The following is a 26754-nucleotide window of genomic DNA, read 5'->3' on the forward strand; positions in this document are numbered from 1 at the left end:
GGTTCAGTGCCAGGTGCCGGCGGTGCTGCCACCGTCGACGGGCAGGATGACACCGCTGACGAAACGGGCGTCGGTCAGGTACAGCACGGCGTCCACCACATCCTCGGGCGTGCCGGTGCGCCCGCTTGGCGACAGCGCGCCGAGCCCTTCGGTGCGGCCGCCGTGCAGCGGGGTGTCGATGATGCCAGGGGCCACCGCGTTGACCTGCACGCCGCTTGCTGCCAGCTCCAGGGCCAGGCCCTTGACCGCCTGGTTGAGCCCGCCCTTGACCAGCACCGGTAGAAGTGCCGGGACGCGGGTGTCCGGCTGCAGGGCCACCGAGGCGGTGATGGCGACGATATGCCCGTGCCCTTGGGCCTTCATGACCCGGGCTGCGGCCTGGGCGGGGTAGAAAAAGCCCTTGAGGTTGGTGCCGACCAGCGCGTCGACATCGGCCTCGGTGTAGTCGGTCACCGGCTTGGGAATGAAGATGCCGGCGTTGTTGACCAAGATGTCGACCCGGCCGAAGGCCTCCAGGGCGGTGGCGAACAGCCGTTCGGCGGTGGCTTTCTCGGCGATGTCGCCAGCCACGCCGATGAAGCCGGCCGGGTTGCCCAGGCGGGCGGCGGCCTCGTCGAGGCGGGCCTGGGTGCGGGCATTGCCGACCACGTTGTCGCCACGCTCGAGGTAGGTCTGGGCCAGGGCGAAGCCCAGGCCGCTGGAGGCGCCGGTGATGATGACGGTTCTTGCGTTGCTCATGGGAGGATCTCCGATCGTGCGAGGTGTTGCTCGGGTATGGAGTCACTGTAAGTTGCAACGACAGCTTGAAAAATGAGGCGTATGGCATTTCAATCAATACATCATGTAATTAATCGAGCCCGCCATGACCCGCCATTTCGATGACCTGCAACTGGGCAGCCTGGAGCTGTTCTGTCTCGCCGCCGATGCTGGCAGCTTTACCGAGGCGGCCACCCTGGCGGGCGTCACGCCAGCGGCGGTGAGCCGCTCGGTGGCGCGCCTGGAGGAACGTCTGGGCGTACGCCTGTTCGTGCGCACCACCCGGCAGATGCGCCTGAGCGAGGCCGGCCAGGCCTATTACCAGCATTGTCGCCAGGCGCTGGGCCAACTGGTCGAGGCCGAGCGCCAGGTCACCGGTGGCCAGCTCGAGCCCGCTGGCCGCTTGCGCATCAGCGCGCCGACGCCCTATGCCCATCACCGCCTGTTGCCGCTGCTGCCACGTTTTCGCCAGCGTTATCCCGGGGTGCAGGTGGATGTGCATGTCAGCAACCGCAACGTCGATTTCGCCGACGAACACTTCGACCTGGCGATTCGCGGCCGGGCGCCGGCCGATTCGCGCCTGGTGGCCCGGCGCCTGGAGGACGCCGAGCTGGTGGTGGTTGCCACACCCGGCTACCTGGCCCGTGCCGGTACGCCACGGACCCTGGAGGACCTGGCTGGGCACGAGTGCATCCAGTTCGAGTTGCCCAGCAGCGGCAGGCGGCCGCCCTGGAGCTTTCGCCGTGACGGACAGCTGGTCGAGTTGCAGACCCAGGGTGCGTTCACCTGTCTGGGTGATTTCCTCGCCACCACGACCCTGGCGCGCCACGGTGGCGGCCTGATGCAGGCCTACCGTTTCACCGTGCAGGATGCGCTGGACAGTGGTGAGCTGGTCGAGGTGCTGGCCGGGCATGGCGGGACGTCGCGGCCTTTCATGCTGGTGTATCCGCAGGTCTGGCACATGCCGTTGAAGGTGCGGGTGTTCATCGACTTCCTGGTCGGCGAAGTTGCACTACCGTTGGGCTGAAGCCCCGGCGGGCGCGCGCTGGCGAACTATGCTCTGTGCTGCATCGGTTTCCCAGGAGAGCACGCCATGAAATCCATGACATTGTTAGCGATCACCTGCGTACTGAGTTTTGCCGCCCACGCCGAGGATGGCCCGGCGACCAACTGCGATGCCAAGATCAATGATCTGGAGAGCATCAGCAAGACCGATGGCCAGGCGTTGCACGGCGGCATGGCCCACGACTATCACGAGCTGCTCAAGCAGGCCAAGGACGCCCGGGACAAAGGTGACATGGCCAAGTGCCAAGCCTCGGCCGACCGCGCCAAGACCATCTACAACAAGGCGCGGGGCAAGTAACGCCCGGTACAGCTTTGCAGGACCGGGGTTGCCCGCTCCCTGAGGTATTACCCAGCGCTCTGGTGTAAGCTCTTGCGGACCTTTCCACGAGACCGCCGCATGACCTCGCCCAGCCCGCGCCTCGACAGCCTGCTCACCGGCTGCGCCCGACCGTTTACCCGCCCGGGTTCGCACAGCGCCATCGACAAGCAACCTCGTCAAGGCCCGTTGGCGGTGACCTTCCTCGGCATCGCCGGCGACGAACAGGGCGATCTGCGCGTACACGGTGGCGTCGAGAAGGCCATCCACCATTATCCCCTTGAGCACTATTCGGACTGGGCCGCCGAACTGGGCGAGCACCCTTTGCTGACCCGGCCCGGCGCGTTTGGCGAGAACTTCAGCAGCTTCGGTTGGCGTGAAGCCGATGTCTGCCTGGGCGACCGGATCCGCGTCGGCACGGCATTGCTGGAAATCTCCCAGGGGCGGATGCCGTGCTGGAAGCTCAATGACCGCTTCGACGTGGCGCAGATGGCGTTGCGCGTGCAGCAGAGCGGGCGCACTGGCTGGTACTACCGGGTGCTGGAGGAGGGCGTGGTCGAGGCGGGCGATGCCCTGCATCTGGTCGAGCGTCCCCACGCCCAGTGGTCGGTGGCACGGCTCTCGGCGGTCCTGTTCGACAAGCGGCTGGAGCCCGAGCTGTTGCGCGAATGCCTGGCGCTGCCGCTGGTGCCGAACTGGCGCAGGACACTGGAAAAGCGCCTGGAGCAACACCAGGTCGAGGACTGGACCTCGCGCCTGCAGGGCCGCAGCGAAGGCTGACCGGCGTCGCGTTCAACATTTATCAAGACAAGGAAAGCCCCATGGCCTTCGAACTGGATGATCGCCTGGTCATCGGTGTCGCCTCCAGCGCCGTGTTCGACCTCAGCGAATCGGACGCGGTGTTCCGTCGCGAGGGCGAGGCGCAGTACCGCAAGTATCAGGAGCAGCACTTGGACGTGCCGCTGGGAAAAGGCATCGCCTATCCCTTCATCAAGCGCCTGCTTGCGCTCAATGACCTGCGCGGCGATCCCGAGGACCCGCTGGTGGAGGTGGTGCTGCTGTCGCAAAACGATCCGGACACCGGCATGCGGGTGATGAAGACCATTGGCCACTATGGCCTGAACATGACCCGGGCGATCTTCACCCAGGGCCGTTCACCCTACGAGTACATTCCGGCGCTGAACATCGCCCTGTTCCTGTCCGCCGACAAGCAGCATGTCGACGCCGCGATCAAGGCCGGCTATCCGGCGGGGCAGGTGCTGGACTCGAAGTTCGACGATGACGAAAGCGATGACAACCTGCGCATCGCCTTCGACTTCGACGGTGTGCTGGCTGGAGACGAATCGGAGGCGGTGATGCAGTCGGGCGGGTTGGACAGTTTTCATGCTCATGAAGTGATCAACGTCACCCAGCCGCACAACCCCGGCCCGCTCAAGGAGTTCTTCGTGCGCATCGCCCGTATCCAGGCTGCCGAAGAGCAGCACAAGCTGGCGCATCCCGGCTATGAGAACCGCCTACGTGTGTCGATTGTCACGGCGCGCAATGCGCCATCCCATGAGCGGGCGCTCAACACTCTGAAAAGCTGGGGAGTGATGGCCAATGACGCGTTCTTTCTCGGGGGCATAGAGAAGCGGCGGGTGCTGCAGGTGCTCAAGCCGCACATCTTCTTCGACGACCAGTCGGGGCACCTCAAGAGCACCAGCACGGTGGTGCCTTCGGTGCATGTTCCGTTCGGAGTGACCAACCGGGCGCGCTGAGCCACAGGGGCCGCGCAGCGGCCCCTGTTTTCCTGCGATCAGTGATCCGCCAATCCGTCATCCTGCGACAGCAGCGCCCTGGCCAGCTCCTCGTCACTGGCTTGCAATCCGGGATTGGCCTGGCGGACCTGCGCCAGCGCCGACTCCAGGTAAGCTCCGCGAATGGCGCCGCCGCTGGCGACAAAGGCCGACAGTTCGTCACGGGCGGGAATGATCCGTTTGTCGTCCTTGAAGGTCGAGTACAGCGAGGCGGACACCCCGGCCGAGGTAGCGACGTCACCGGCGTCGACACGGGCCAGGGCGGCACCGGCGGGGAGCAGGAGCAGCAGCGATGGGATGAGCAGTAAATGACGCATGGTGAGTCCTCCGCGAAGGTGAAGCCCAAGGGTGTTACTGCATGATGTTAAGAGCGCTGTGACGCGCTGGGAGTTCCGGCACGCTTGTGATATTGCGCCTGCAATACTGAGCCACGTTGTATTTGACCTACAACCCTCGCGCATGATCTTCTCGCAGTCCTGCCGTCCGTCAATCAAGGGAATGTGATGCCATGACCGAATACACGCTCCACTGCTTCGCCGAATCCGGCAACGCCTACAAGGTTGCGCTGATGCTGGAGCTCACCGGCCAGGACTGGGCGCCTGTGTTCGTCGATTTCTTCAACGGCCAGACCCGTGGTCAGGACTGGCGCGACGCGGTCAACGAGCAGGGGGAGGTGCCGGTGCTCGAGCATGCCGGGGAGAAACTCACCCAGTCGGCCTTGATTCTCGACTACCTGGCCGAACGCACCGGCCAGTTCGGCCCGCGCGACGACATCGAGAAGCGCGAGATCTGGCGTTGGATGCTCTTCGACAACCACAAATTCACCAGCTACTACGCGGCGTTGCGGTTCATCTTTTGCCTGAAGCAGATGGGCGAGTCGGATGTCACCCGTTTCCTGCGCGAGCGGGCCAGGGCGGCCTACCAGATCGTCGATGCACACCTGGCCAAGACGCCGTTCATGGTCGGCGGGCGCCTGACCATAGCCGACTTGTCCCTCGCAGGGTACGTGTACATGCCCGAGGACACGGGGTTGGCGCTCAGCGAGTTCCGTCATGTCGAAGCATGGAAGGCGCGTATTCAAGAAGTGCCGGGATGGAAGCATCCTTACGACCTGATGCCTGGAACCGCTGCTTGATCCCACTCAGGGCCAGTAGCGCGGGTTAACCTGCGATCACCGACGCAGCCGCTGCAGCGTATTGGGGCCGTTGTGCTGAAGGCGGCTCCTATCACAAGCGCGCCCCCCATGAGACCGGGGCCGCGCCTGTGTCGGTCTAGGAGTGTGGGATGCTCCTGGCCTGCGGCACGCCGGCATACTGCGCCTTCAAATGCCCCTGCTCATCCAGCAGGTACGCATCCATCACCTCACGCACCACCGGCCCGGCCACCCGACCACCGGCCTCGCCGTTCTCGATCATCACCGCCACCACCATCGCCGGGTGCTCGGCCGGGGCGAAGCCGACGAACAGGGCGTTGTCGCGGTGGCGCTCGAGGGTCTTGTCGCGGTTGTAGCGTTCACCCTGCTTGATCGCCACCACCTGCGCCGTGCCGCTCTTGCCAGCGATGCGGTATTGCGCGCCGGCGGCGGCGGCGCGGGCGATGCCGCGCGGGTCGTGCATGACCATCTGCATGCCCTGGCTGACCTGGTCCCAGGCGTGCTTGTCGTGCAGCACGATGTCCGGCATCGGGTTGGGGTCGACCGGAGCCTGGCCACCGATGGTCAGCGCCAGGTGCGGGCGGTGCCACGCCCCCTTGCTCGCCAGCAGGCTGGTGGCCTGGGCCAGCTGCAGCGGCGTGACCTGCATGTAGCCCTGGCCGATGCCGAGGATCAGCGTCTCGCCGGGGAACCAGGCCTGGCGCCGGGTGGCGCGCTTCCAGGCCTGTGACGGCATCAGCCCCGGTGCTTCCTCGAACATGTCCAGTGAGACCTTCTGGCCCAGGCCGAACTCGGCCATGTAGTCGTGCAGGCGGTCGATGCCCAGCTTGTGCGCCAGGTCGTAGAAGTAGGTGTCGTTGGAACGCATGATCGCCGTGTACATGTCCACCCAGCCATCGCCCGTGCGGTTCCAGTTGCGGTACTTGTGGTCGTAGTTGGGCAGCTCGTAGTAGCCGGGGTCGAAGACCCGGCTGGCGGGGCTGATCACGCCGCTGTCGAGGCCGGCGATGGCCACCTCGGGCTTGACCGTCGAGCCGGGTGCGTACAGCCCACGCAGCACGCGGTTGAACAGCGGCCGGTCAATGGAGTCGCGCAGGGCGGCGTACTGCCTGTAGCTGATGCCCTTGACGAACAGGTTGGGGTCGAAGGCCGGGTTGCTGACCATCGCCAGTACGTCGCCGTTGGCCGGGTCGAGCACCACCACCGCACCACGCCGATCGCCCAGGGCCTTTTCGGCGGCTTGCTGCAGGTGGGCGTCGAGGCTCAGCACGATGTCCTTGCCTGGCACCGGGTCGTGGTGGTTGAGCACGCGCATCACCCGGCCCTGGGCGTTGGTCTCGACTTCCTCGTAGCCCACCTGGCCGTGCAGTTCGTTCTCGTAGAAGCGTTCGATACCAGTCTTGCCGATCGACTGGGTGCCGCGGTAGGCGGTACTGTCGAGGGTCTTGGCTTCCTTTTCGTTGATGCGCCCGACGTAGCCCACCGAATGGGCGAAGTGCTCGGCCAGTGGGTATTCGCGTATGAACTGCGGCTCGACCTCCAGCCCCGGCAGGCGGAACTGGTTGACCGCGATCAGGGCGATCTGCTCTTCGCTCAGGCCCACCAGCAGGGTCACCGGCTCGAACGGCTTGCGTCCGCGGCGCAGGTCCTTGTCGAACTGGTGGCGGTCGTCCTCGGACAGACCGAGGATCTGCGCCAGGCTGTCGAGCACCCGTGCCGGATCGCCGGCCCGTTCGCGGGTCATGGTCAGGTTGAAGCTGGGCTTGTTGTCGGCCAGCACCACGCCGTTGCGGTCATAGATCAGGCCGCGCTCGGGCGGGATCGGCAGCACGTGCACGCGGTTGTTTTCCGATACCGCGCTCTGCTGGTCGTGCTGCAGCACCTGCAGCACATAGAGCCGGCCCACCAGCACTGCCACCAGGCTCATCACCAGCAGGGCACAGGCCAGCAGCCGGCGGTTGACCAGATGCTTTTCCTTTTCGTGGTCCTTGAGGGGAATGGGCTGGGGCATGGACGTCGTGGCGCTACGGATGGGGTCGCGATGCTACGCGGGCGGGCAGGGCGGCTCAAGGCGGGGCCGGTTGCCCCGCCGCCCCGCGATGCCCGCCGGCCCCGGTGCCAAGGGGCTGACGGCTAACATGAAGTTTCCTTCATGTGCTGGGTCAAAGGCTGAGCGTCAGGCTCACACTGACATTGCGCGGTTCGCCCGGCAGCACCCACGCGCTGTTGTAGGAGCGTTCGTAGTACTTGCGATCGAACAGGTTGTTGAGGTTCAGGCCCACGGTCACCTGTTCGCTGGCCTTGTAGTGCGCCAGCAGGTCGACCGTGCTGTAGGCATCCAGGGTGAAGTGGCTGCCGGCCTGGCCGGAACGCTCGCCGACATAGTTGAACGCCGCGCCGATGTCCGAGCCGCGCAGAGCGCCGTCCAAGAACTCGTACACGCCCATCACGCTGCCGCTGTTGCGGGCAATACCCAGCAGGTCGCTGCCCTTGGGCAGGGCCGCGTCGCCCTTGGTGACCTCGGCATCGATGTAGGCATAGGCGCCGATCACCCGTACGGCGTCGGTCAGTTGGCCGCTGAACTGCAGGTCCAGCCCCTGGCTGCGCGCCTTGCCGGCCGCCACGCTGTCGCCGAGCACGTCGGTGGTGATGACGTTCTCCTTGTCGATATGGAACAGCGCGATGGTCGCGCCCAGGCGGTTGTCGAGCAGGTCGAGCTTCAGTCCGGTCTCATAGCCCAGACCTTTCTCCGGCTTGTAGACCTGGCCCTGGGTGCCAATGGTATTGGGCTTGAACGACGTCGAGGCGTTGGCGAACACGCCGACCTGTGGGGTCAGCTGGTACAGCAGCCCCACGCGCGGCGTGGCGACGTCCTTTTCCTGGCTGTCGCTGGCACCGGTGGCGCGGTTCTGCGAAATCTGTTCGATGCGTTCCAGGCGCACGCCCACCAGCCCGCGCAGGCGCTCGGTGAAGGCGATCTGGTCCTGCAGATTGAGGGCATGGCTTTCGGTGTGCTCGAAGAAGTCGTTGGGCCGGGCGATGGCCGGCTTCGGCTTGCCGTATACCGGGTTGTAGATGTCCAGGCCATAGCCCGCCGAGGTCGCGCTTTGCGGGTATTTCTGGCTGTTGCGGTAGTTTTCGTATTCCAGCCCGATCAGCGCCTGGTGTTGCCAGCCCCCTAATTCGAACTGACCGTGCAGCTCGGCCTGGGTGATGTTGTCGTTCCATTCGAAATCACGTTCGCGATAGAAACGGGTGATCGTCGTGCCGACCAGGGCCTGGGGCTCGGAGCTGTTGCCCTTGAGCGTGCCCTGGGTGTAATGGTTGGCCAGGCGCAGTTTCCAGCTGTCGTCGAGAAAATGTTCCAGCGCCACGTCGAGGGTCTGGTTGTCGTTGCGGATCTTGCCGTCGTTGGGCTCGCCGAGAAAGGTCGAGCGCTTGACCGAGCCCATCTCGCCATTGACTGCCGGAATGCCTCGGTCAAACACCGACTCGGTGCGGGAGAACTCGGTGTCGATCAGCAGCCGCGTATCGGGCGACAGCTGCCAGCTCAGGGACGGGCTGACGATACGACGCTCGCTGCCGACATGGTCACGGAAGCTGCCGTTGTCCTCGACCGCCAGGTTGATCCGACCCAGCAGATTGCCTTGGCTGTCCAGCGGCGAGTTGGCATCCAGGGCGGTGCGGTAGCGGTCCCAACTGCCCGCGCTCAGGCTTAGGGTGCTGAAGGTTTCGGCCTGGGGGCGCTTGCTGACGATATTGACCAGCCCGCCAGGGTCGCCGCGGCCATAGAGGCTGGCGGCCGGGCCCTTGAGCACTTCGATGCGCTCGATGCTGGAGGTGTCCGGGGAACTGTAGCTGCCGCGGTTGATGGCGAAGCCGTTCTTGTACAGCTCGCCGGTGGTGAAGCCGCGCACACTGTAGTTGAGGAAGGTCAGGCCACCGAAGTTGTTCTGCCGCGACACGCCGCCGGCAAAGTCCAGGGCGCGGTCGATGCGGGTGGTGTTGAGGTCCTTGATCACCTGGGCGGGCACCACCTGGATGCTCTGCGGGGTGTCGCGGATATCGCTGTCGGTGCGGGTGGCGGTGGCCGAGCGGGTGGCGCGGTAGCCTTGCACCGGGCCGTCGGCGCGTTCTTCGAGGTAGGCGTCGGTGATCGAGGTTTCTTCCAGCAGCAGGGGTTGGGCTGCCGAGAGGGGTTGGCCGAACAGGCCCAGGGTGAGGCCGGCCAGAAGCGGTGCGCGAGGGTTCACAAGGGATCTCCAAATAATATGTAATAACGTAGCATTTATCGATGCGCTGACGCCATAGCGAAATGAGATCTGAGGAGTGATTGGCAGATGAAAATGATTCGCGTTATTGTAATGTTATTACGTAGCCGGAGGTTCCTATGCAAGTACTGTCCTCACTCAAGCAAGCCAAGCGTCGTCATCGTGACTGCCAGGTGGTCAAGCGTCGTGGCCGGATCTATGTGATCTGCAAGTCCAATCCGCGGTTCAAGGCCCGGCAGGGCGGGGTGAAGAAGAAGCGGGGGTAGCCTGTAAGGTGAGCGAAGGGGGCCGCTTTGCGGCCCCAGTGACGTTAACGAAGCGTCCTGCGCAAACGCCGCCAACCCAGCACCACGCCACTGAGGGCAATCACCAACCCACCGCTGCTCAGGACGATGATCAGCCCTTCACGCAGCAGCGGCCGCGCCAGCAGCGGTTGCCAGTCCCAGCTGTGCAGCAGGTTGAACAACCAGCGCCCGGTGCGTTGCGCCCGGTCATGGTTGGCCACCATCATGCCGCTGGCCGGGTCCAGGTAGACCCAGGTAGCGGCCGGGTCATCGAAGCGCAGGCGCAGCACGGGCAATGGGCGGGATTGGAAACCGTACATGCTCTGCGGGTCGCGGGCGAAGTAGTGGAAGTCGTAAGCGCTCTGCCAGTCGTCTTGCACCGCCATGCCTGGGGCCATGGCCTGCGCGGCCGCCAGCAGCCGTTGCCGGGCAAACGCCCGGGTCGGCGGCGCGCCGTCTTCGAGGATACGGCTGTCGCCGTTGGCATTACGCGCCACCATGTAGGTGACGTCGGCCAGGCGCTGCCACTGCAACTCGACGGTGTTGAAACCTGCCTCCTCGCGCAACCGCGCCAACGCGGTGGCAACCGGCAGCTTGAGGTCGGCGGCGTGCAGCGGGCCGGGTTGCAGGGCGATCTGCGAACGGCTGTCGGTCAGGCCCCAGGGGCGCATCGACATCAAGCCGCTGAACACCCACAACACCAGCACCCCACCGAACAACAGCCCACCGATGTGGTGCCAGCGCAGCCAGCCTCCGGGGTAGGGGCTGCGCGAGCCGCTGCGATAGCGCTTGCGCAACCGCAGGCGCAGGATGCCCACCGCCATGCCCAGGATCGCCATCAGCGTACCGAGCACGGACAGGCCGATCACCAGCGTGCGCCAGCCGTTGTCGAAGCCGAACCCGCCGCGCAGGGGATAGAGCCAGTGCAGCCAGGCACCGACCCAGTTCCAGGCGCGTTCCTGCGCGGTGGCGTCGCGCACCACTTCACCGCTGCGCCCGGACAGGTACAGCCAGGTGCCGGCGGCATCGTCCACCCGCACCCGATGCAAGGGCCGGTCAGCGTCCAGGGCCCGGGAGTGGGTCCACATGTCCTCGTCCACCGTGCCTTGATAGGCCAGTGCCGAGTCACCGGCGTACTGCCGCGCATTGGCCAGGGCCCAGGCGGCATCCGCATGAACCAGGGGCTCGCCGCTGGTGGCATCAAGGGTGACGCGGCGACCGTCGGCCAGTTCCAGCAGGTAGTGTGCTTGCCCGCCCAGGCTGGTCAGACGCAGCGCCTTCAACGGCTGTTGCGCCCACTGCGTCGGCAGTTCGGCGCAGCATCCCGCCGGCAGTGCCGGCAGGTGGGCCAGGCGCTCGGCCGGGGTCAGCTTGGGGTAGCCGACATACAGCATGACCACCCCGGAGACGAACCACAGCGCCATGAACAGGCAGGCGACGATGCCCAGCCAGCGGTGCCACAGGTACAGCTGGCGCTTCAGGCCCATCAGTAGCGCCACTGCACAGCCACTTCCAGGCTGCGCGGCTCACCCAGGTAGTACTGGGTGTTGGTCTGGTGGATGAAACGCGCATAGACCTCGTCGGTGAGGTTGCGCAGCCGCGCGCTGAGCTGCACGTGCTTGTCCAGGTCGTGGGTCATGGACAGCCCATAGACGGTGTACGACGGCACCCAGGCGGTGTTGGCGGTGTTGGCGTACACCGACGACACATAGCGGGCGTCGGCGCCGACCTGCCAGCCCGGCGCCAGGTCGTAGGTCAGCCACAGGTTGGCGACACGGTCGGGGATGTTCACCGGGTGCTTGCCCTTGCGCGAGTACACCACGCCGCCGATGGTCTCGTTGAACTCGTCGTACTCGGCGTTGACCCAGCTGAAGTTGCCCGCCGCCAGCAGCTTGGGCGTGACCTTGAACGAGGCCGCCAGCTCGAGGCCGGTGGAGGTCTGCTGGCCCGCCTGCTCGGTGGTATTAGGCACGGTCGAGGAGGGCACCGAGATGTTCTTGCGCACGATGCGGTAGGCCGCCGCGGTGGCCGAACCGCGCCCGTCGAGGAAGTCGAACTTGCTGCCCACTTCCACCTGGCGCCCGGTGCTCAGGTCGAAGTCGCCGACCTGGCTGAGCGAGGCGCCAGTGAGCGAGCCGCCCGGCGGCTCGGCCGAGGTGCTGTACTGGGTGTACAGGCTGATATTGGACGTCAGGTCGTAGACCAGGCCCAGGCGCCCGGTGAAGGCGTCCCAACGCCGGTCCAGCTTGGCCCGGCTCACGTGGTCGACCACGTCGAAGTCGATATGGTCGTAGCGCAGTGCCGATATCAGCGACAGTTGGTCGGTCAGGCGGGTGCGGTTCTCGACAAAGCCCGCCGTGGTGTCGGTGGTAGTGCTGCGGCCTTTGGCGCGCGGCGCGTCCATGCCGGGGATGTCGAGGAAGTGGTCGGGCTGGAAGCCATTCGGGTCGATGATGTCGAAGGCACCTTTGGACAGCGGATAGGCGGTCTGCTGGTTGCGGCTGTAGTCCACGCCGAACGCCCAGTCGCTGGCCAGACCGAACAGCTGGCCTTGATGGGTCAATTCGGTGCGATTGCCGTTGACCTCCTGGTCGTGGCGCTGGCGGTAACCGCCGGAGCGGGCGATGTTGGTGTTGCTGGCGTTGTAGCGGTACACCTCGAGGTTGCGATAATCGCGCTGGCCGTTGTAGTGGTAGAAGGTGTTGCGCAGCTGGTTGCTGTCGTCGATGCGGTAGTCGGTGATCGAGCGCAGCCAGCGGGTGCGCTGCTCGTAGCGGCCGTCCTCGACGTTGTAGTTGTTGAAGCGATTGTGTTTGTCGATGTGCAGGGTGCCGACCGCCGGCTGCAACACCGGCGTGCCCCAGTACGGGCTGTCTTCCTTCTCTTCCAGGTACTCGATGGCCAGGGTGTGCGAGAGCTGCTCGTTGATGTCGCTGAGCAGCGAGAAGGCCAGGTTGCCGGCACCGTTCTCCTGGCGGTCGATGTAGCCATTGGTATTGGTGCGGCTGTAGTCGAGCCGCGCGTAGTGGCGCGGGCCGTCGCCGCTGTTGAGCGCCTTGTTGAAGCCGACCGAGGTTTCCAGGGTGTCGTAGCGGCCGTAGCTGACGCGGCCTTCGAAGCTGTCCTCATCGCGGTTGGCCAGTTTGGTGATCATGTTCAGGCTGCCGCCGACCGCGCCACTGCCGTTGAGGAACGACGAGGGGCCGCCGAGCAGTTCGACGCGGTCGTAGATCCACGCGCCAACCGGGCGCGCCGTGGCGCCGTACTGCAGGTTGATGCCGTTGAACAACTGGCTGATCTGGGCGCCGTTGAAACCACGGTAAGACACGTAGCCGCCCCAGCCGGGCGGTGCCGAGGCGTTGACCCCGGGCAGGGCGTTGGCGGCGTCCTGGAAGTTGCGCGCGCCGATGCGCTCCATGGTCATGCGGTCGGCAACGCTGACTGAGGCGGGGTTTTCGCGGGCGCTGAGGTTCAGCCGCGAGCCGCTTTCGATGGGGCGGTCAAGATCGAGCGTGGTGGCTTCTTTGGGTTGGTCGGCGGTGGCCGTGACGTTGCTGGCGGGCAGGGTCAGGGTGTCATCCTGCGCCCAGGCGCAGGTTGCGCTGCCTACGAGCAGCGCCAAAGTGGTCATGCGGAACATGCAAGGCTTCCTGGCTGAAATCGGTGGGCGCACGCCCGCTGCCGATCAGGCAGTAGTACTTGGGCGTGGCGATGTCAGAACGCGAGAAGCGAAGCGGGGGAGGCGCGCGGATTGACCAGGGGCCAGCGCTGCTTGGGCAGGGGCGGCGCGGGTTGTCTGGGTAAGGGTTTGCTCGACTCCCCGGCGAGCAAGGCCAGCAGGCCGAAGAACACCGCCAGCAGGGTGGCGCTGAACAGGCTGGCGATCACGCAGTCGCCGCCGGCAGGCAGCACCGGGTCGGTGATGTCCTGGTCGCCCTTGAACACGCCGCTGCTGTCGGCCGCGCACCAGGCGGCGTCATCCAGGCCGGCCAGGCGCAAGCCTGCCATCTGTCCATGGCCCATGGCGCACAGCAACGAGCCGAACAGGATGCTGAAATACAGCACCCAGGCGACTTGCGATCGTGTGTGGCGGGCCAGCTTCATCGGCAAAGCTCGAAGGGAATGGGTTGGGCGTGCGGATTCTACAACTTTTGACACATCTGCCTAGAGTGTTCCTGCGATAAAAAGCATTCGAAACGATACGCCTGCCTGGCTTGACGCCTCTGGGCCCCAGGTGTTCAGATGCCGACCGATTTCAGGTGTCCCATGCCGCCGCGCATGGGGTTAAACGGGAAACCGGTACGAGTCCGGTGCTGCCCCCGCAACGGTATGCAAGTGATGCCTTCGACAGACCACTGTGGCCAATGCGCCATGGGAAGGTGAAGGCGTCTAGTCTTGCGAGCCCGGAGACCGGCCTGGAATGTGGTAGGCAAACTCCTGCGGTGGGCGGGCATGGGCCGGTATTGGCGTGTGCGCGATCCGTGCTCCTGCGTGCTTCTGCGAAAGTCACTTTCGAGAAGAGCATGATTGCTGTGATTCACTCCCGACGTTTATCCCCCAAGGCCCGGACCCTGCTTCTGGGATGCCTGGCCAGTCCCCTGGCACTGGCCGAAAACACGCCCCTGGTCCTCGACCAGCAGATCGTCGTCGCGCCGTCGGTGGAGTCGACCAACGTCGCCGCCATGGCCCAGTACGGCAGCAAGGTCGAGATCGTCAGCCGTGAGCAGATCGAGCGCGCCGGCCCCGGCGCCGACATCACCCGGGTGATGCAGATGTTCATCCCCGGCTTCTACGTCGCGCCGAAGAACGGCCCGTTCGACTACGGCACCTATTCGCTGCTCGGCGGGCGTAACGACGACACCCTGATCCTGCTCGACGGCGTGCGCTTGAACAACCGCCTGTACGGCGGCCTGTACCTGGACACCCTGCCGGCCAACGCGGTGGAGCGCATCGAGGTGCTCAAGGGCGGCCAGAGCCTGTTATTCGGTACCCAGGCGGTGGCCGGGGTGATCAATATCGTCACCCGCAGCCCGCAGAGCCGCGAGGCTTCGGGTGAGGTCAACCTGGGCCTGGACAGCTTCGCCGGCAGCAGCAAGGACGCCCGCGTCGAGCGGATCTTCAGTAACGGCTTCGGCGACCTGGGCCTGCTGGCCTATGTCAGCCACAACGTCTCTGATGGCTACCAGCCGTTTCGCAACCGCGACTACAGCGGCAACGTCAGCGACAAGAAACGCGGTTACGAGGTGACCACCTTCGGCGGCAAGGCGGTCCAGGCCTTCGGCGACGATGCGCGGCTGGAACTGTTCTACCAGTACACCGACGCCAACCTTGATTTCGCCCGGCCAGTGAACAACTACAAGACCACCAACGACCGCGTGCAGCAGATCGCCACGGCGACCTTCGAGCAGCGCCTCAACGAGCGCCTGAGCTACTTCATCAAGGGCCACGTCAACGATTGGGACACCCGCTACACCCGCATCAACAACCGTGACGATGGCAGCCGTAACGTGGTCAACCACAACGACTACTGGGGTTTCACCGACTGGGGCGTGCAGGCCGAGGGCAAGGCCGAACTCGACGGCGGCCATGTGCTGGTGTTCGGTTCCGACAACCAGTGGTTCAAGGGCCAGGACGATGTGCTGGTGATCGACGACAACAAGGCCCAGGCCAATGCGCTGTATGCCCAGCTGCGGCCGAGGATCGAGGCCTTGCCGGACTGGCACCCGAGCCTTGGCGTGCGCCACGAGGCCATGAGCGGCGGCGACAGCGCCACCGTCGGCATGCTTACCTCGCTGTACGACCTGAACGACAACTGGCAACTGCGTGGCCAGTACGGCAGCGCCTACAAGCTGCCCAACGCCGAGCAGCTGTTCGTCAACGAGCCCGGCGACGAGATCGGCAACCGCGACCTCAAGCCCGAGAAGAGCCGCAACGCCGAGCTTGGCCTGGACTACCACGGCCTGCTGCTGGCGCGCGAATTCAGCGCCAGCGTCACCGTGTTCCGGCGCAAGATCACCGACCTGATCACCCTGGACGGCAGCCAGTGGGTGAACGGCCAGGGCCAGGTGCAGATGCGGGGTTTCGAGGCCGATGCACGTATCCAGCTCGACGACCAATGGAGCCTGCAGGCCGACATGACCCGTAACCTCACCGAGTCGCGCACCGGGGCGACGATCAACGACGTGCCGAGTTTCTTCGCCCGCTCGCGGCTCGGCTACGAATCGGCGGACCGCATGTGGGGTGCCGGAGGGGCCATTCGCTACATTCGCGATGTGGTCAGCTCCAAGGGCGTCGAGTACGGCCATTACTCGGTGGTCGACGTCGATGCCTACCGCTACCTGGACGGTGCCCGCCAGCACCGGTTGAGCCTGCTGGTGGAGAACCTGTTCGACCGCGACTATGTCACCAGCCGGGCGAGCAACGTCGACAATCTCGGACGGCCGTTCACCAGCGAACTGCGGTACACCTACACCTTCTGAGGGGCGTGAGCATGGACTACCAGCGCGTGTTGTTCGTCGGCCCTGGCCTGGGCGTTGGCTCTGCGGCCGAAGCCTTTGGCGCCGAGGTCCGCGACCTGCGTGGCCGCGAGGCGGGCCGGGATATCGTAGATACCCTGGAGGGCTTCGATGGGCTGTGGGTGGTTATCCGCGAGGCCCTTGACCAGGGTGTTGAGCGCTTGCTGGTAGTGGACCTGGAACCCACCTCGGACAGCGCCTACCTTGACTGGCTGCGCGATGAGCTGGGGCGTCTGGCGCAAGGTCGGGCCGGTGTCTGGGTCACGGCCCAGGCCTTGGGCCGTCGCGGCCTGGACGCGCGGGCGGCCTGTGCCAGCATCGGTGAGCACACCCGCCACCTGCCGTGCGACCAGGTCAACGCGGTGGCCAGCGATCCGGACTGGTCGCGTGTGCCCGAGCATGCCCGCCAAGTGTTCCTGTGCACCGGCCCGCGCTGTGTGCGGCGCGGTGCCTTGCCGTTGTGGAAACGCCTGCGCCGGCGGCTGCTGGACCATGACTTGATCGAGACGCCGGGCGGCGTGCTGCTGACTCGCACTGGTTGCCAGTTCCCCTGCAACCTGGGGCCAGTACTGACGGTGCACCCGGACGGCTGCTGGTATCGGGTACGTGATGATCGGGAGGTGGAGGAATTGGTGGAAATGCATCTACAGGGCGCAAGGATCGCCGAAAGACTGCTGATCAAAGGAGGGGCTGGCGATGCGTAGCGCCTGGCTGCTGTCGTTGGCCTTGTGCTGTGGCACACCGGTCCTGGCCGGCAGCTATCGCAACTGTGGGCAGGACTGGCAACGGCCCGCTGCGGCGCCTGCGCGTATCGTCGCCCTCAACCAGCACGCGGCCGACCTGCTGCTCGCCCTCGGCGCCGGGCCATCGATGGTCGGCGTGGCCTACCTGGACGACAACGGCGCCGCCTACACGCAGGGCCGCTACCAGGGCGTGCCGGTGATCGCCCGGGAGTACCCGGCCAGCGAGGTGCTGTATGCGCAAAGGCCTGACCTGGTGGTCGGCGGATTCGCCTCGGCCTTTGGCGACGGGGTCAGCTCGCGAACTCGGCTGGCCGGCAACGGGATCTCCAGCTATTTGCTTGAATCGGCCTGTGCCGGCCATTCGCTGGATTACTACGCCCATGTCCGGCGTGACCTGACCCTCCTCGGCGAGCTGCTGGGCCGGCAGGCAAGGGCCCAGGCGCTGATCGAAGCGATGGACGCGGACCTGGCGCGGGCCAGGGCGATTGTTGCGAACGGCAGGCCGTTGTCGGTGTTCTACCTCGACAGTGAGGTCCGGGGGCTGGACAGCGAAGGCGGGCGGGGTTTCGTCACGCCGTTGCTGGCCGCCGCCGGAGCGCGCAACGTGCTCGGTGGGCTTGACCAGTATCGCGTGACAGTCAGCCGCGAGTCGCTGCTGAGCAGCGACCCCGATGTGATCCTGCTGGCCGACGCCCTGTGGTCGCCGGCCAGTCGCAAGCGTCAGTTGCTGACCCGCGACCCGGTGCTCTCGAGCCTGCGGGCGGTGCGCGAGAACCGCTTGATCGATATCCCATTCACTGAGTTGGTGCCGACGCCGGCCAGCGGGCGGGTGGCCCTGGAGCTGGCGCAGCGGCTCAGGGAAATGGCTGTTCCATAGCTGGCCTACTCGCCGATGACCAACTGTCGCGCCAACTGGTTGTGACGCTCCAGCACCCGCGGCAGGTCGACGGTGGTGATGCGTCCGTCCTGCACCACCACGCGCCCGTTGATCACGCTGGTGTCGACATGGGTCGGGGTACAGAACACCAGCGCTGCCAGCGGGTCATGCAGGGCGCCGGCATAGGCCACATGACCCAGGTCGAAGGCCACGAAGTCGGCGACCATGCCTGGGGCGAGGGCGCCGATATCGTTGCGGTTGAGTACCTTGGCACCGCCCAAGGTGGCGATCTCCAGCGCCTCGCGGGCGGTCATCGCATCTGGCCCGAAACCGACCCGTTGCAGCAGCAGCGCCTGGCGCACCTCGCCGATCATGCTGGCGCCGTCGTTGGACGCCGAACCATCGACCCCCAGGCCCACCGGCACGCCGTGGTCGCGCATCTTGCGGATTGGCGCGATACCCGAAGCCAGGCGCATGTTCGAGCACGGGCAGTGGGCGACGCCGGTGCCGGTGCGGGCGAACAGCTCGATGCCATGCTGGTCGAGCTGCACGCAGTGGGCGTGCCACACGTCGTGGCCGACCCAGCCCAGGTCCTCGGCGTACTCGGCCGGGGTCATGCCGAACTTCTCGCGGCTGTAGGCGATGTCGTTGACGTTCTCCGCCAGGTGGGTGTGTAGCGACACGCCATACTGACGGGCCAGCACCGCCGCCTCGCGCATCAGGTCGCGGCTGACCGAGAACGGCGAGCAGGGCGCCACCACCACACGCAGCATCGAGCCGTGGCGGGCATCGTGGTAGTCCTCGATCAGACGCTGCGACTCCTTGAGGATGTCGCTTTCCTTCTCCACCACCGAATCCGGCGGCAGGCCGCCCTGGCTGCGGCCGACGCTCATGCTGCCGCGGGCGGCGTGAAAGCGCATGCCGATCTGCTCGGCGGCGTGGATGCTGTCGTCGAGCTTGCAACCGTTGGGGTAGATGTACAGGTGGTCGCTGGAGGTGGTGCAGCCCGAGAGGATCAGCTCGGCCATGGCGGTCTGGGTCGATACCGAGATCATCTCCGGGGTCAGCCGCGCCCAGATCGGGTAGAGGTTGGTCAGCCAGTTGAACAGCTCGCCGTCCTGGGCCGCTGGCACCACGCGGGTAAGGCTCTGGTACATGTGGTGGTGGGTGTTGACCAGGCCAGGGATGACCACCTTGCCGGTCATGTCGAGGATCACGTCGGCGTGCTGTGGCAGGGTATCGCTGGGGCCGACCTGCTTGATCACGTTGTCTTCGATGTAGAGCCCGCCGCGTTTGATCTCGCGGCGCTCGCCGTCCATGGTCACCAGCAGTTCGGCGTTCTTGACCAGTAGTGTCTTGGGCATGAGGGTCCCCTCCCGGTTGGGGTGTGTTTTCTGAGTGTAGGGAGGCACCCGGCGTTCGCACCGGGCGCGACTGAGCTGTCAGGCGCGGCGAGGCCGGGCGTCGAAAGCTGGGGCGAACGATGTGCCGTGCACGCGTAGCGCCGGTGAGGGCATTGGCAGCGTGTGGGCAGACGGTAGCAGGACGGATGCGGCGTTCAGGACGCACGGCATTCGAGCAGGAAACCCGATGAGGGTGGGCGGTAGCGGATGTCGCATGGCTTGTGCCTGTCGCAATACGCAACGGCGATGACCGTTGTCGTAGGCGCCGCGTAGTGTAAACAGAATTGCTTTTTTTTGTATACGGGATATTTGCTGGCGAGCCCACGAGTGCCATGAAGACGGCGTGGGCGATGGGGCACTGCATGCTTGATGTCGATATGCCAGTATGCGACTGTCTCGCTGCCGACTACGCTGTGGCCGGCATGTTCGCATTGGCTGATTACACTGTGGAAATCACCACACGGGGAGTACCTGGAATGGGCTGCGCGTTGATCGAGCATGCGCCAAGGCGGGTGTCTGCGGGGGGCAGGCATTGATGAACAACCATGGCCGGAGTATTTCCCTGCAGTGGCTGGTGGCGCTGGCGATCATGCTGGGCATGCTGGCGCTTGGCTCGGCCCTGGCCTGGCAGGGTTACCTGGGTGTGCGCCAGACGCTGGTGGCCGCCGCTGGTGATGCCGCCCAGCAGGTCGGCAGGACCATCGACGAGCGCGCCCGGCGCCTGGTCGATCCGGTGCAGAGCAGTATCCGCCTGCTGGCCTTCGATGGCTCTGCGGGCACAATGGCGCAGCACCTGGAGCGCCTGCCGCAACTGGTCGAGACCCTGCGCGCCAATCGCATGCTCAGTGCTGCCTACCTTGGTTATCCCAATGGCGAGTTCCTGCTGGTCCGTCGCCTGCGTGATCCACAGTTGCTTCAGCGCTTCGCGGCCCCGGCGAATACGACGTTCCTGGTGCAGACCGTCAGCCTTGGCGCAGACGGTGCGTTGCACGGCGAATGGCGTTTCTATGACCAGGCAATGACCCTGCTGCTGCAACAGCCCAAACCGGATTATCGCTACGATCCGCGCCAACGGCCTTGGTTCGTCGAAGCCTCGGCGCAATCCACCACTGTGCTCACCCGCCCTTATGTGTTCTTCACCACCCGCGAGATCGGCCTGACCATGGCCCAGCGTAGCGTCGATGGCGCGGCGGTGATTGGCATGGACGTCTCGATCACCGACCTGGCCAGCGAGAGCCGCGACCTGCGCATGACCGCCGGCACCGAGATCGCCGTGGTCGATGACCAGGGCAGCGTGGTGGCTTATCCGGACCTGCAACGGGTGATCGTTCGCGAGGGCGACGCGGTGCGTCTGTCGCGCATTGATGAGCTGGGTATTGCCAGCCTTGCGCGGGTCCACACCGATGCTCTCCAAGGTACGCGTCCACAGGCGTACCAGGTCGAGGGGAAGACCTGGTACGGCATGCGCGTGCCGCTGACCACCGTGGCCGGGCAGGACCTGCAGCTGCTGATCGCCGTGCCGGCCCATGAGCTGCTAGCCGGAGCTCGCCAGGTGCTGTTCGAGCAACTGCTCTGGGCCGCGGCGCTGGCGGCCGTGCTGTTGCTGCTTGGTGGCTTGCTGGGCCGGCGTATCGGTCGCCCGCTGCGGCGGCTCACCGAGCAGGTGCAGGGCCTGGCCGGTTTTGATTTCAGCCGCGAGGTGGGGGTGCTCTCGCGGGTCTCGGAGGTGCGTGAGCTGAGCCGGGTGCTGAGCCGCATGTCCGGTACCATCCGCAACTTCCAGGCGATCACACTCACCCTCAGCCGCGAGACCCAGCTCGAACGCATGCTCGACAGCGTGCTCAACCATCTGGTGGCCGCCGCCAGCGCCAGTGCCGGTGCGGTGTACCTGTACGACGCGGACAACGCTCGCCTGCGCCTGGCCGCGGCCTGCCGGGCACAGGACTATCCGGGAGAGCTGGCGGTCCACGAAGAGGATCATCAGGATCTGGCCAGCGCCGTGACCCAGGCCCTGTCGTTGCAGGGGCGCAGCCTGGCGGTGGTACTCAACGACCGTGGCCAGGCGCTGCTCGGCATCCTGGTGCTGCAACTGGAGGACGAACATGCAGGGCAGGCGTTCCGGCGTTTCGTCGACGAGTTGTCCGGCGCCGCCGCCATGGCCATCGAGACGCGTCAGCTGATCGAGTCCCAGCAGCGCCTGCTGGATGCCATGATCAAGCTGCTGGCCGATGCCATCGACGCCAAGAGCCCCTATACCGGCGGCCATTGCGAGCGCGTGCCGCAGCTGGCGCAGATGCTCCTGGACCAGGCCGTTCAGGCCGACAGCGGCCCCTATGCCGCCTTCACCATGAACGAGGCCGAGCGCTATGAGTTTCGCGTGGCAGCCTGGCTGCACGATTGCGGCAAGATCACCAGCCCCGAGTACGTGGTGGACAAGGCGACCAAGCTCGAGACCTTGTACAACCGCATCCACGAGGTGCGGATGCGCTTCGAAGTGCTCTGGCGCGACAGCGAGATCGCCTATTGGCAAAGCGTGGCCAATGGCGACGACGAGGCGGTGCTGCGACGCCAGCTGGAACAAAGCCGGGCCGAGCTGCAGGACGAGTTCGCCTTCGTCGCCAACGCCAATATTGGCGGCGAGTTCATGCAGGAGGCCGACATCGAGCGCCTGCGCCTTATCGGCCAGCGCCGCTGGCTGCGGCACTTCGACAACCGCCTGGGCATCTCCCGCGACGAGGCCGCGTGCTTCGCCGACACGCCACCCGCGCCCTTGCCGGTGGAGGAGCTGCTGCTTGCCGACCGCGACGAGCACCAGGTGCCCTGGGGACCGCGCAAGCCACCGGTGGCCAAGGACGATCCGCGTAACTGCTGGGGCTTCGATATGCACCTGCCGGCCCATGCCAGCAACCACGGCGAACTGTACAACCTGTCGATCCGCCGGGGCACGCTCAACGACGAGGAGCGCTTCAAGATCAACGAGCACATCGTGCAGACCATCATCATGCTCAGCGCCTTGCCGTTTCCGCGTCAGCTGCGGCGTGTGCCGGCGATTGCCGGCAACCACCACGAGAAGATGGACGGCAGCGGCTATCCACGCCGGCTCGGCCAGGACGCGCTGGGCATTCCCGAGCGGGTGATGGCGATCGCCGACATTTTCGAGGCGCTGACGGCGGCGGATCGGCCGTACAAGGCGCCCAAGACCTTGTCCGAGTCGGTGAAGATCCTGGTCTTCATGGCGCGTGACAACCATCTCGACGGGCAGTTGCTGCGGCTGTTTCTCAGCTCCGGCGTGTACCGGCAGTATGCCGAGCAGTTCCTGCGCCCCGAGCAGATCGACGAGGTGGACGTGGCCTACTGGCTGACGCAACTGTAGGCGTTGCCGGGCCTGTCAACGCAGGCGCCGGTTCCAGTCGCCCCCGTGATCGCGCCAGCAGGCTTCCTCGCTGTCGAAACGCACGTGCCAGGCCACATGATCCAGCACGATTCCAGCATCCGCCAGCGCCTGGGCCGTCAGCGCGATCATCCGCGCCTTGTCCGCGCCGGCCAGGGCCCGGGCCTTGTCGGTGTCGTCGGTGAAGACCCAGGTGATGCGCAGGCTGGCGGGGAAGTCATCGAGGTCTACCTGGTGGGTGAGCCAGGCGAAGCCGACGATCTCGCCCTGGGCGGTGGCGCAGGCTTCGGTCAGGCAGGCGACCATTTCCCGCTCCAGGCGCGCCAAGGCACGTTTGCCTGTAGCCATCAGACGTTGTCGATCTGCTGGCAGAAGCGAAGTCGGTTGCCGAACGGGTCGACCACCTGCATTTCCAGGCCCCAGTCGACCGCCTCGGCTTGTGGGCGCGCATAGCCATAGCGCTTGGCCATGAGCTCGCCCTCCAGGGCCTTGAGGTCCTCGACCCGGGCGAACACCGCCGCGCCCGGCGTGGCGTCGCCGTGGTGCTCGGACAGGTGCAGGATCAGGCCGTCGCGGTGAACCTGCATGTACAGCGGCAGGTCCGGGGCAAACCGGTGTTCCCAGTCGAGCTGGAAACCGAGGAAATCGAGGTAGAACTCCCGGGCTTTGTCGACCGAGAAGATCCGCAGGATCGGAATGGCGGGGGCGAATTGCATGAGGGCGTCCTTGGCTCGAAAAAGGGCAGGGTGGTCACTTTAGCGCAGTTCGCCACGGAGGCTGGCACTTGAATTGCGCACCGGGGCGCAGCCGCTCTGGGCCGCAGCCTCGCGGCGTGACTGGCGGTCCGAAAGTTTCATCATCGTTCATCTGCGCAGTTGGCCCGTTCCCTGCTATATCCCCTCAGCGAATATTGATCGAGCGGTCAGCCCGGCGTGCCCGAAAGCCCCCCGCGCTTGACCCTCAATCCGGCCGCCAGGCCACGGATTTCAGGGGTTCCAGGATGTCGTTGGCGCAACAGATCGACCCACCGCAGGCAGACCCGGGCTGGAGCGCCCATCTGCAGTTGCGCTTTGTCCAGCGTGAAGGCGTGACCCGCCTTGGTGCGCGCCGTCATGTCGGACCTCTTTTGGTGCAGCGGCCGTTCTATCCGGAGGGCGCACCGTGCCATGTCTATGTGCTGCACCCGCCCGGGGGGATCGTCGCCGGTGACCGGCTGGAACTGGACATCCACCTGGAGGCCGGCAGCCACGCCTTGCTGACCATGCCCGGCGCCAGCAAGTTCTACCGCAGCATCGGCCCCACCGCACGGCTGGCCCAGCGCTTTCACCTCGCCGCCGGCAGCACCCTGGAGTGGCTGCCCCAGGACAGCATTTTCTTTAACGGCGCCCGAGCCCGCCTGGACAGCCGTTTCACCCTTGAGCCCGGTGCCCGCTTGCTGGCCTGGGAGACGCTGTGCCTGGGCCGCCCGGTGATGAACGAACGCTTCGAGCAGGGCGCCCTGGACAGCCGGCTACTTATCGAATTGCCCGGTGAGCCCGGCCTGCACGAGCGCCTGCGTATCGAAGGCGGGCAACTGGACAAACTGGCCGGGCACCCGCTGGTCGCCACGTTCTGCGCCGCGCCGGCCGACCAGGCGCTGCTTGAGCAGGTACGCCAGGCCCTCGACGAACTGGCCACGCCCGCCGGCGCGACCCTGCTCGGCCCGCTGCTGGTGATCCGCCTGCTCGACCACGACAACCAACACCTGCAACGCAACCTGCAGCGCCTCTGGCACCTGCTGCGCCCGGCCGTGCTCGGCCTGGCGCCGTGCCCGCCGCGCATCTGGGCCACCTGAAGAGAGCCGCCATGGAGCTGACCCCGCGAGAGAAAGACAAACTGCTGCTGTTCACCGCCGCCTTGCTGGCCGAGCGGCGTCTGGCCCGTGGCCTGAAACTCAATTACCCGGAAGCGGTGGCACTGATCAGCGCCGCCGTGCTCGAAGGCGCCCGCGATGGCCGCACGGTGGCCGAGGTGATGAGCCTGGGCCGCGAGGTGCTGGTGCGCGAGCAGGTGATGGCTGGCGTGCCGGAGATGCTGCACGACGTCCAGGTCGAGGCGACCTTCCCCGACGGCACCAAGCTGGTGACCGTGCATGAACCCATCGTTTGAGGAGGCCGGCATGATCCCCGGAGAAGTCCAGGTCGCCGAGGGCGACATCGAACTCAACGTTGGCCGCCAGACCCTCAGCGTGAGCGTGGCCAACCATGGCGACCGTCCGGTGCAGGTGGGCTCGCACTATCATTTCTACGAAGTCAACGACGCTCTGGTGTTCGAGCGCGAGCCGACCCGTGGCTTTCGCCTGGATATTGCGGCCGGCACCGCGGTGCGCTTCGAGCCGGGACAGGCCCGCACCGTGCAACTGGTGGCCTATGCCGGCAAGCGCGAGGTGTACGGCTTTCAGGGCAAGGTGATGGGCGCGCTGGAGGGCAAGGCATGAGCCGTATTTCCCGTCGGGCCTACGCCGACATGTTCGGGCCCACTGTCGGCGACCGCGTGCGCCTGGCCGACACCGCGCTGTGGGTGGAGGTGGAGAAGGACTTCACGATCTATGGCGAAGAGGTCAAGTTCGGCGGCGGCAAGGTGATCCGCGACGGCATGGGCCAGGGCCAGATGCTGGCGGCCGAGGCCATGGACCTGGTGCTGACCAACGCGTTGATCATCGACCACTGGGGCATCGTCAAGGCCGATATCGGCGTCAAGCACGGCCGTATCGCCGCCATCGGCAAGGCCGGCAACCCTGATGTGCAGCCCGGCGTGACGGTGCCGGTAGGGCCGGGCACCGAGGTGATCGCCGCCGAAGGCAAGATCGTCACCGCAGGCGGCATCGACTCGCATATCCACTTCATCTGCCCGCAGCAGGTGGACGAGGCGTTGACCAGCGGCGTGACCACCTTCATCGGCGGCGGCACCGGGCCGGCCACCGGCACCAACGCCACCACCTGCACCCCCGGCCCCTGGTACCTGGCGCGCATGCTCCAGGCCGCAGACTGCCTGCCGATCAACATCGGCCTGCTGGGCAAGGGCAACGCCTCGCGCCCCGAGGCCCTGCGCGAGCAAATTGCTGCCGGCGCCGTGGGCCTCAAGCTGCACGAGGACTGGGGCTCGACGCCCGCCGCCATCGACTGCTGCCTGGGCGTGGCCGAGGAGATGGACATCCAGGTGGCGATCCACACCGACACGCTCAACGAGTCGGGTTGCATTGAGGACACCCTGGCCGCCATCGGCGAGCGCACTATTCACACCTTCCACACCGAAGGGGCAGGTGGCGGCCACGCGCCGGACATCATCCGCGCGGCGGGGCAGGCCAACGTGCTGCCGTCCTCGACCAATCCGACGCTGCCCTACACCGTGAACACGGTAGACGAGCATCTCGACATGCTCATGGTCTGCCACCACCTGGACCCGAGCATCGCCGAGGACGTGGCTTTCGCCGAGTCGCGCATCCGCCGCGAGACCATCGCCGCCGAGGATATCCTCCACGACATGGGCGCCTTCGCCATGACCTCGTCCGACTCCCAGGCCATGGGCCGGGTCGGCGAGGTGGTGCTGCGCACCTGGCAGGTGGCGCACCAGATGAAGCTGCGCCGTGGCCCGCTGGCGCCGGATGGCGCCTACAGCGACAACTTCCGGGTCAAGCGCTACATCGCCAAGTACACCCTCAACCCGGCGCTGACCCATGGCATCGCCCACGAGGTCGGTTCGGTGGAGGTGGGCAAGCTCGCCGACCTGGTGTTGTGGGCGCCGGCGTTCTTCGCGGTCAAGCCGGCGCTGGTGCTCAAGGGCGGGATGATCGCCACGGCGCCAATGGGCGATATCAACGGCTCGATCCCGACCCCGCAACCGGTGCACTACCGGCCTATGTTCGGCGCCCTGGGCGCGGCGCGGCATGCCACGCGCATGACCTTTCTGCCCCAGGCCGCCCTGGACCGTGGCCTGCCCCATGAGCTGAAGCTGCAGAGCCTGATCGGCGTGGCCCATGGCTGTCGGCGGGTGCGCAAGGCCGACATGGTCCACAACACCCTGCAACCGCTGATCGAGGTCGATGCCCAGACCTACCAGGTGCGCGCCGACGGCGAGTTGCTGGTGTGCGAGCCGGCCCACGAGCTGCCGCTGGCGCAGCGCTATTTCCTGTTCTGAAGGAGCGA

24 protein-coding genes and 1 riboswitch are annotated in these 26754 nt (G+C 66.0%); of the genes, 14 read left to right on the plus strand and 10 right to left on the minus strand.

Translation table 11 applies throughout. From position 1 onward, the window contains the following. Positions 1-3: 3 nt before the first annotated feature. Entirely contained in the window at positions 4-738 is a 735-nt protein-coding gene (locus K5H97_RS12320) for an SDR family NAD(P)-dependent oxidoreductase (protein ID WP_028689422.1), read from the minus strand. A 124-nt stretch (positions 739-862) separates the two neighbouring features. Here K5H97_RS12320 and K5H97_RS12325 point away from each other — a divergent pair, with 124 nt between their 5' ends. From K5H97_RS12325 to K5H97_RS12340, 4 genes are all read left to right on the plus strand, one after another. Continuing rightward, the gene (locus K5H97_RS12325) at positions 863-1783 is read left to right on the plus strand and encodes a LysR family transcriptional regulator (RefSeq protein ID WP_028689423.1); all 921 of its coding nucleotides are present in this window, start codon (positions 863-865) and stop codon (positions 1781-1783) included. 66 nt (positions 1784-1849) lie between these two features. Further along, a complete protein-coding gene (locus K5H97_RS12330) occupies positions 1850-2119 on the plus strand; it encodes a hypothetical protein (RefSeq protein ID WP_028689424.1) in 270 nt (89 codons plus the stop codon). A 99-nt stretch (positions 2120-2218) separates the two neighbouring features. Then, positions 2219-2917 carry an MOSC domain-containing protein gene (locus K5H97_RS12335; RefSeq protein ID WP_028689425.1) on the plus strand — a complete coding sequence of 233 codons (699 nt, stop codon included), beginning with the start codon at positions 2219-2221 and terminating at the stop codon, positions 2915-2917. 41 nt (positions 2918-2958) lie between these two features. After that, on the plus strand, positions 2959-3894 hold the full coding sequence (locus tag K5H97_RS12340; RefSeq protein WP_028689426.1) for a 5'-nucleotidase: 936 nt from the start codon (positions 2959-2961) through the stop codon (positions 3892-3894). Between the two features lie 38 nt (positions 3895-3932). Here K5H97_RS12340 and K5H97_RS12345 read toward each other — a convergent pair whose 3' ends face one another. Continuing rightward, on the minus strand, positions 3933-4250 hold the full coding sequence (locus K5H97_RS12345) for a DUF2388 domain-containing protein (RefSeq protein WP_028689427.1): 318 nt from the start codon (positions 4248-4250) through the stop codon (positions 3933-3935). Between the two features lie 191 nt (positions 4251-4441). On the opposite strand from K5H97_RS12345, the gene K5H97_RS12350 reads away from it, so the two are divergent. Beyond that, positions 4442-5068 (plus strand): glutathione S-transferase family protein, encoded by a 627-nt coding sequence (locus K5H97_RS12350; protein ID WP_028689428.1) that lies wholly within the window; start codon positions 4442-4444, stop codon positions 5066-5068. A gap of 136 nt (positions 5069-5204) precedes the next feature. Here K5H97_RS12350 and mrdA read toward each other — a convergent pair whose 3' ends face one another. Both mrdA and K5H97_RS12360 read right to left on the minus strand, forming a co-directional pair. Continuing rightward, positions 5205-7097 carry a penicillin-binding protein 2 gene (mrdA, locus tag K5H97_RS12355; RefSeq protein WP_028689429.1) on the minus strand — a complete coding sequence of 631 codons (1893 nt, stop codon included), beginning with the start codon at positions 7095-7097 and terminating at the stop codon, positions 5205-5207. Between the two features lie 151 nt (positions 7098-7248). After that, a complete protein-coding gene (locus tag K5H97_RS12360; RefSeq protein WP_028689430.1) occupies positions 7249-9339 on the minus strand; it encodes a TonB-dependent siderophore receptor in 2091 nt (696 codons plus the stop codon). A gap of 137 nt (positions 9340-9476) precedes the next feature. On the opposite strand from K5H97_RS12360, the gene ykgO reads away from it, so the two are divergent. Then, positions 9477-9623 (plus strand): type B 50S ribosomal protein L36, encoded by a 147-nt coding sequence (ykgO, locus tag K5H97_RS12365; RefSeq protein ID WP_023632134.1) that lies wholly within the window; start codon positions 9477-9479, stop codon positions 9621-9623. A gap of 44 nt (positions 9624-9667) precedes the next feature. Here the strand turns inward: ykgO and K5H97_RS12370 are convergent, their stop codons facing one another. The 3 genes from K5H97_RS12370 to K5H97_RS12380 form a co-directional block, all read right to left on the minus strand. Beyond that, a complete protein-coding gene (locus K5H97_RS12370; RefSeq protein ID WP_028689431.1) occupies positions 9668-11122 on the minus strand; it encodes a PepSY domain-containing protein in 1455 nt (484 codons plus the stop codon). Between the two features lie 5 nt (positions 11123-11127). Further along, positions 11128-13281 (minus strand): TonB-dependent receptor, encoded by a 2154-nt coding sequence (locus K5H97_RS12375; protein WP_028689432.1) that lies wholly within the window; start codon positions 13279-13281, stop codon positions 11128-11130. A gap of 74 nt (positions 13282-13355) precedes the next feature. After that, a complete protein-coding gene (locus tag K5H97_RS12380) occupies positions 13356-13745 on the minus strand; it encodes a DUF2946 family protein (protein WP_028689433.1) in 390 nt (129 codons plus the stop codon). A gap of 136 nt (positions 13746-13881) precedes the next feature. Beyond that, positions 13882-14074, plus strand: a riboswitch (cobalamin riboswitch). Between the two features lie 90 nt (positions 14075-14164). Between K5H97_RS12380 and K5H97_RS12385 the strand changes: the two genes are divergently transcribed. Genes K5H97_RS12385 through K5H97_RS12395 form a run of 3 tightly spaced genes read left to right on the plus strand, consistent with a single transcriptional unit; the run spans position 14165 to position 17776 of the window. Then, positions 14165-16120, plus strand: coding sequence for a TonB-dependent receptor plug domain-containing protein (locus K5H97_RS12385; RefSeq protein ID WP_051555632.1), 1956 nt, complete (start codon positions 14165-14167; stop codon positions 16118-16120). Positions 16121-16131: 11 nt separating this feature from the next. Further along, positions 16132-16860, plus strand: a complete 729-nt coding sequence (locus K5H97_RS12390) for a hypothetical protein (RefSeq protein WP_036985845.1) — start codon at positions 16132-16134, stop codon at positions 16858-16860. Next, on the plus strand, positions 16853-17776 hold the full coding sequence (locus tag K5H97_RS12395; RefSeq protein WP_028689435.1) for an ABC transporter substrate-binding protein: 924 nt from the start codon (positions 16853-16855) through the stop codon (positions 17774-17776). Before K5H97_RS12390 ends, K5H97_RS12395 begins: the two co-directional genes overlap by 8 nt. A 5-nt stretch (positions 17777-17781) precedes the next feature. On the opposite strand, the gene K5H97_RS12400 is transcribed toward K5H97_RS12395, so the two are convergent. Beyond that, positions 17782-19140 (minus strand): 8-oxoguanine deaminase, encoded by a 1359-nt coding sequence (locus K5H97_RS12400; RefSeq protein WP_028689436.1) that lies wholly within the window; start codon positions 19138-19140, stop codon positions 17782-17784. Between the two features lie 574 nt (positions 19141-19714). Here K5H97_RS12400 and K5H97_RS12405 point away from each other — a divergent pair. Next, complete coding sequence (locus K5H97_RS12405; protein WP_028689438.1) at positions 19715-22552, plus strand: HD domain-containing phosphohydrolase; 2838 nt, start codon at positions 19715-19717, stop codon at positions 22550-22552. Positions 22553-22567: 15 nt separating this feature from the next. Here the strand turns inward: K5H97_RS12405 and K5H97_RS12410 are convergent, their stop codons facing one another. Both K5H97_RS12410 and K5H97_RS12415 read right to left on the minus strand, forming a co-directional pair. Then, a complete protein-coding gene (locus K5H97_RS12410; RefSeq protein WP_028689439.1) occupies positions 22568-22921 on the minus strand; it encodes a hypothetical protein in 354 nt (117 codons plus the stop codon). Beyond that, positions 22918-23286, minus strand: coding sequence for a glyoxalase superfamily protein (locus K5H97_RS12415; protein ID WP_028689440.1), 369 nt, complete (start codon positions 23284-23286; stop codon positions 22918-22920). The genes K5H97_RS12410 and K5H97_RS12415 overlap by 4 nt, the downstream gene beginning before the upstream one ends. 284 nt (positions 23287-23570) lie before the next feature. On the opposite strand from K5H97_RS12415, the gene K5H97_RS12420 reads away from it, so the two are divergent. The 4 genes from K5H97_RS12420 to ureC are packed head-to-tail and all read left to right on the plus strand — an operon-like array spanning position 23571 to position 26746. Beyond that, on the plus strand, positions 23571-24404 hold the full coding sequence (locus K5H97_RS12420; RefSeq protein ID WP_028689441.1) for an urease accessory protein UreD: 834 nt from the start codon (positions 23571-23573) through the stop codon (positions 24402-24404). Between the two features lie 11 nt (positions 24405-24415). After that, positions 24416-24718, plus strand: a complete 303-nt coding sequence (locus K5H97_RS12425) for an urease subunit gamma (protein ID WP_028689442.1) — start codon at positions 24416-24418, stop codon at positions 24716-24718. Between the two features lie 10 nt (positions 24719-24728). After that, a complete protein-coding gene (locus tag K5H97_RS12430) occupies positions 24729-25046 on the plus strand; it encodes an urease subunit beta (RefSeq protein ID WP_028689443.1) in 318 nt (105 codons plus the stop codon). After that, positions 25043-26746 (plus strand): urease subunit alpha, encoded by a 1704-nt coding sequence (gene ureC, locus K5H97_RS12435; protein ID WP_028689444.1) that lies wholly within the window; start codon positions 25043-25045, stop codon positions 26744-26746. Before K5H97_RS12430 ends, ureC begins: the two co-directional genes overlap by 4 nt. Positions 26747-26754 lie beyond the last annotated feature (8 nt).

It is taken from the genome of Pseudomonas mosselii (genome assembly GCF_019823065.1).
Lineage (GTDB): Bacteria > Pseudomonadota > Gammaproteobacteria > Pseudomonadales > Pseudomonadaceae > Aquipseudomonas > Aquipseudomonas mosselii.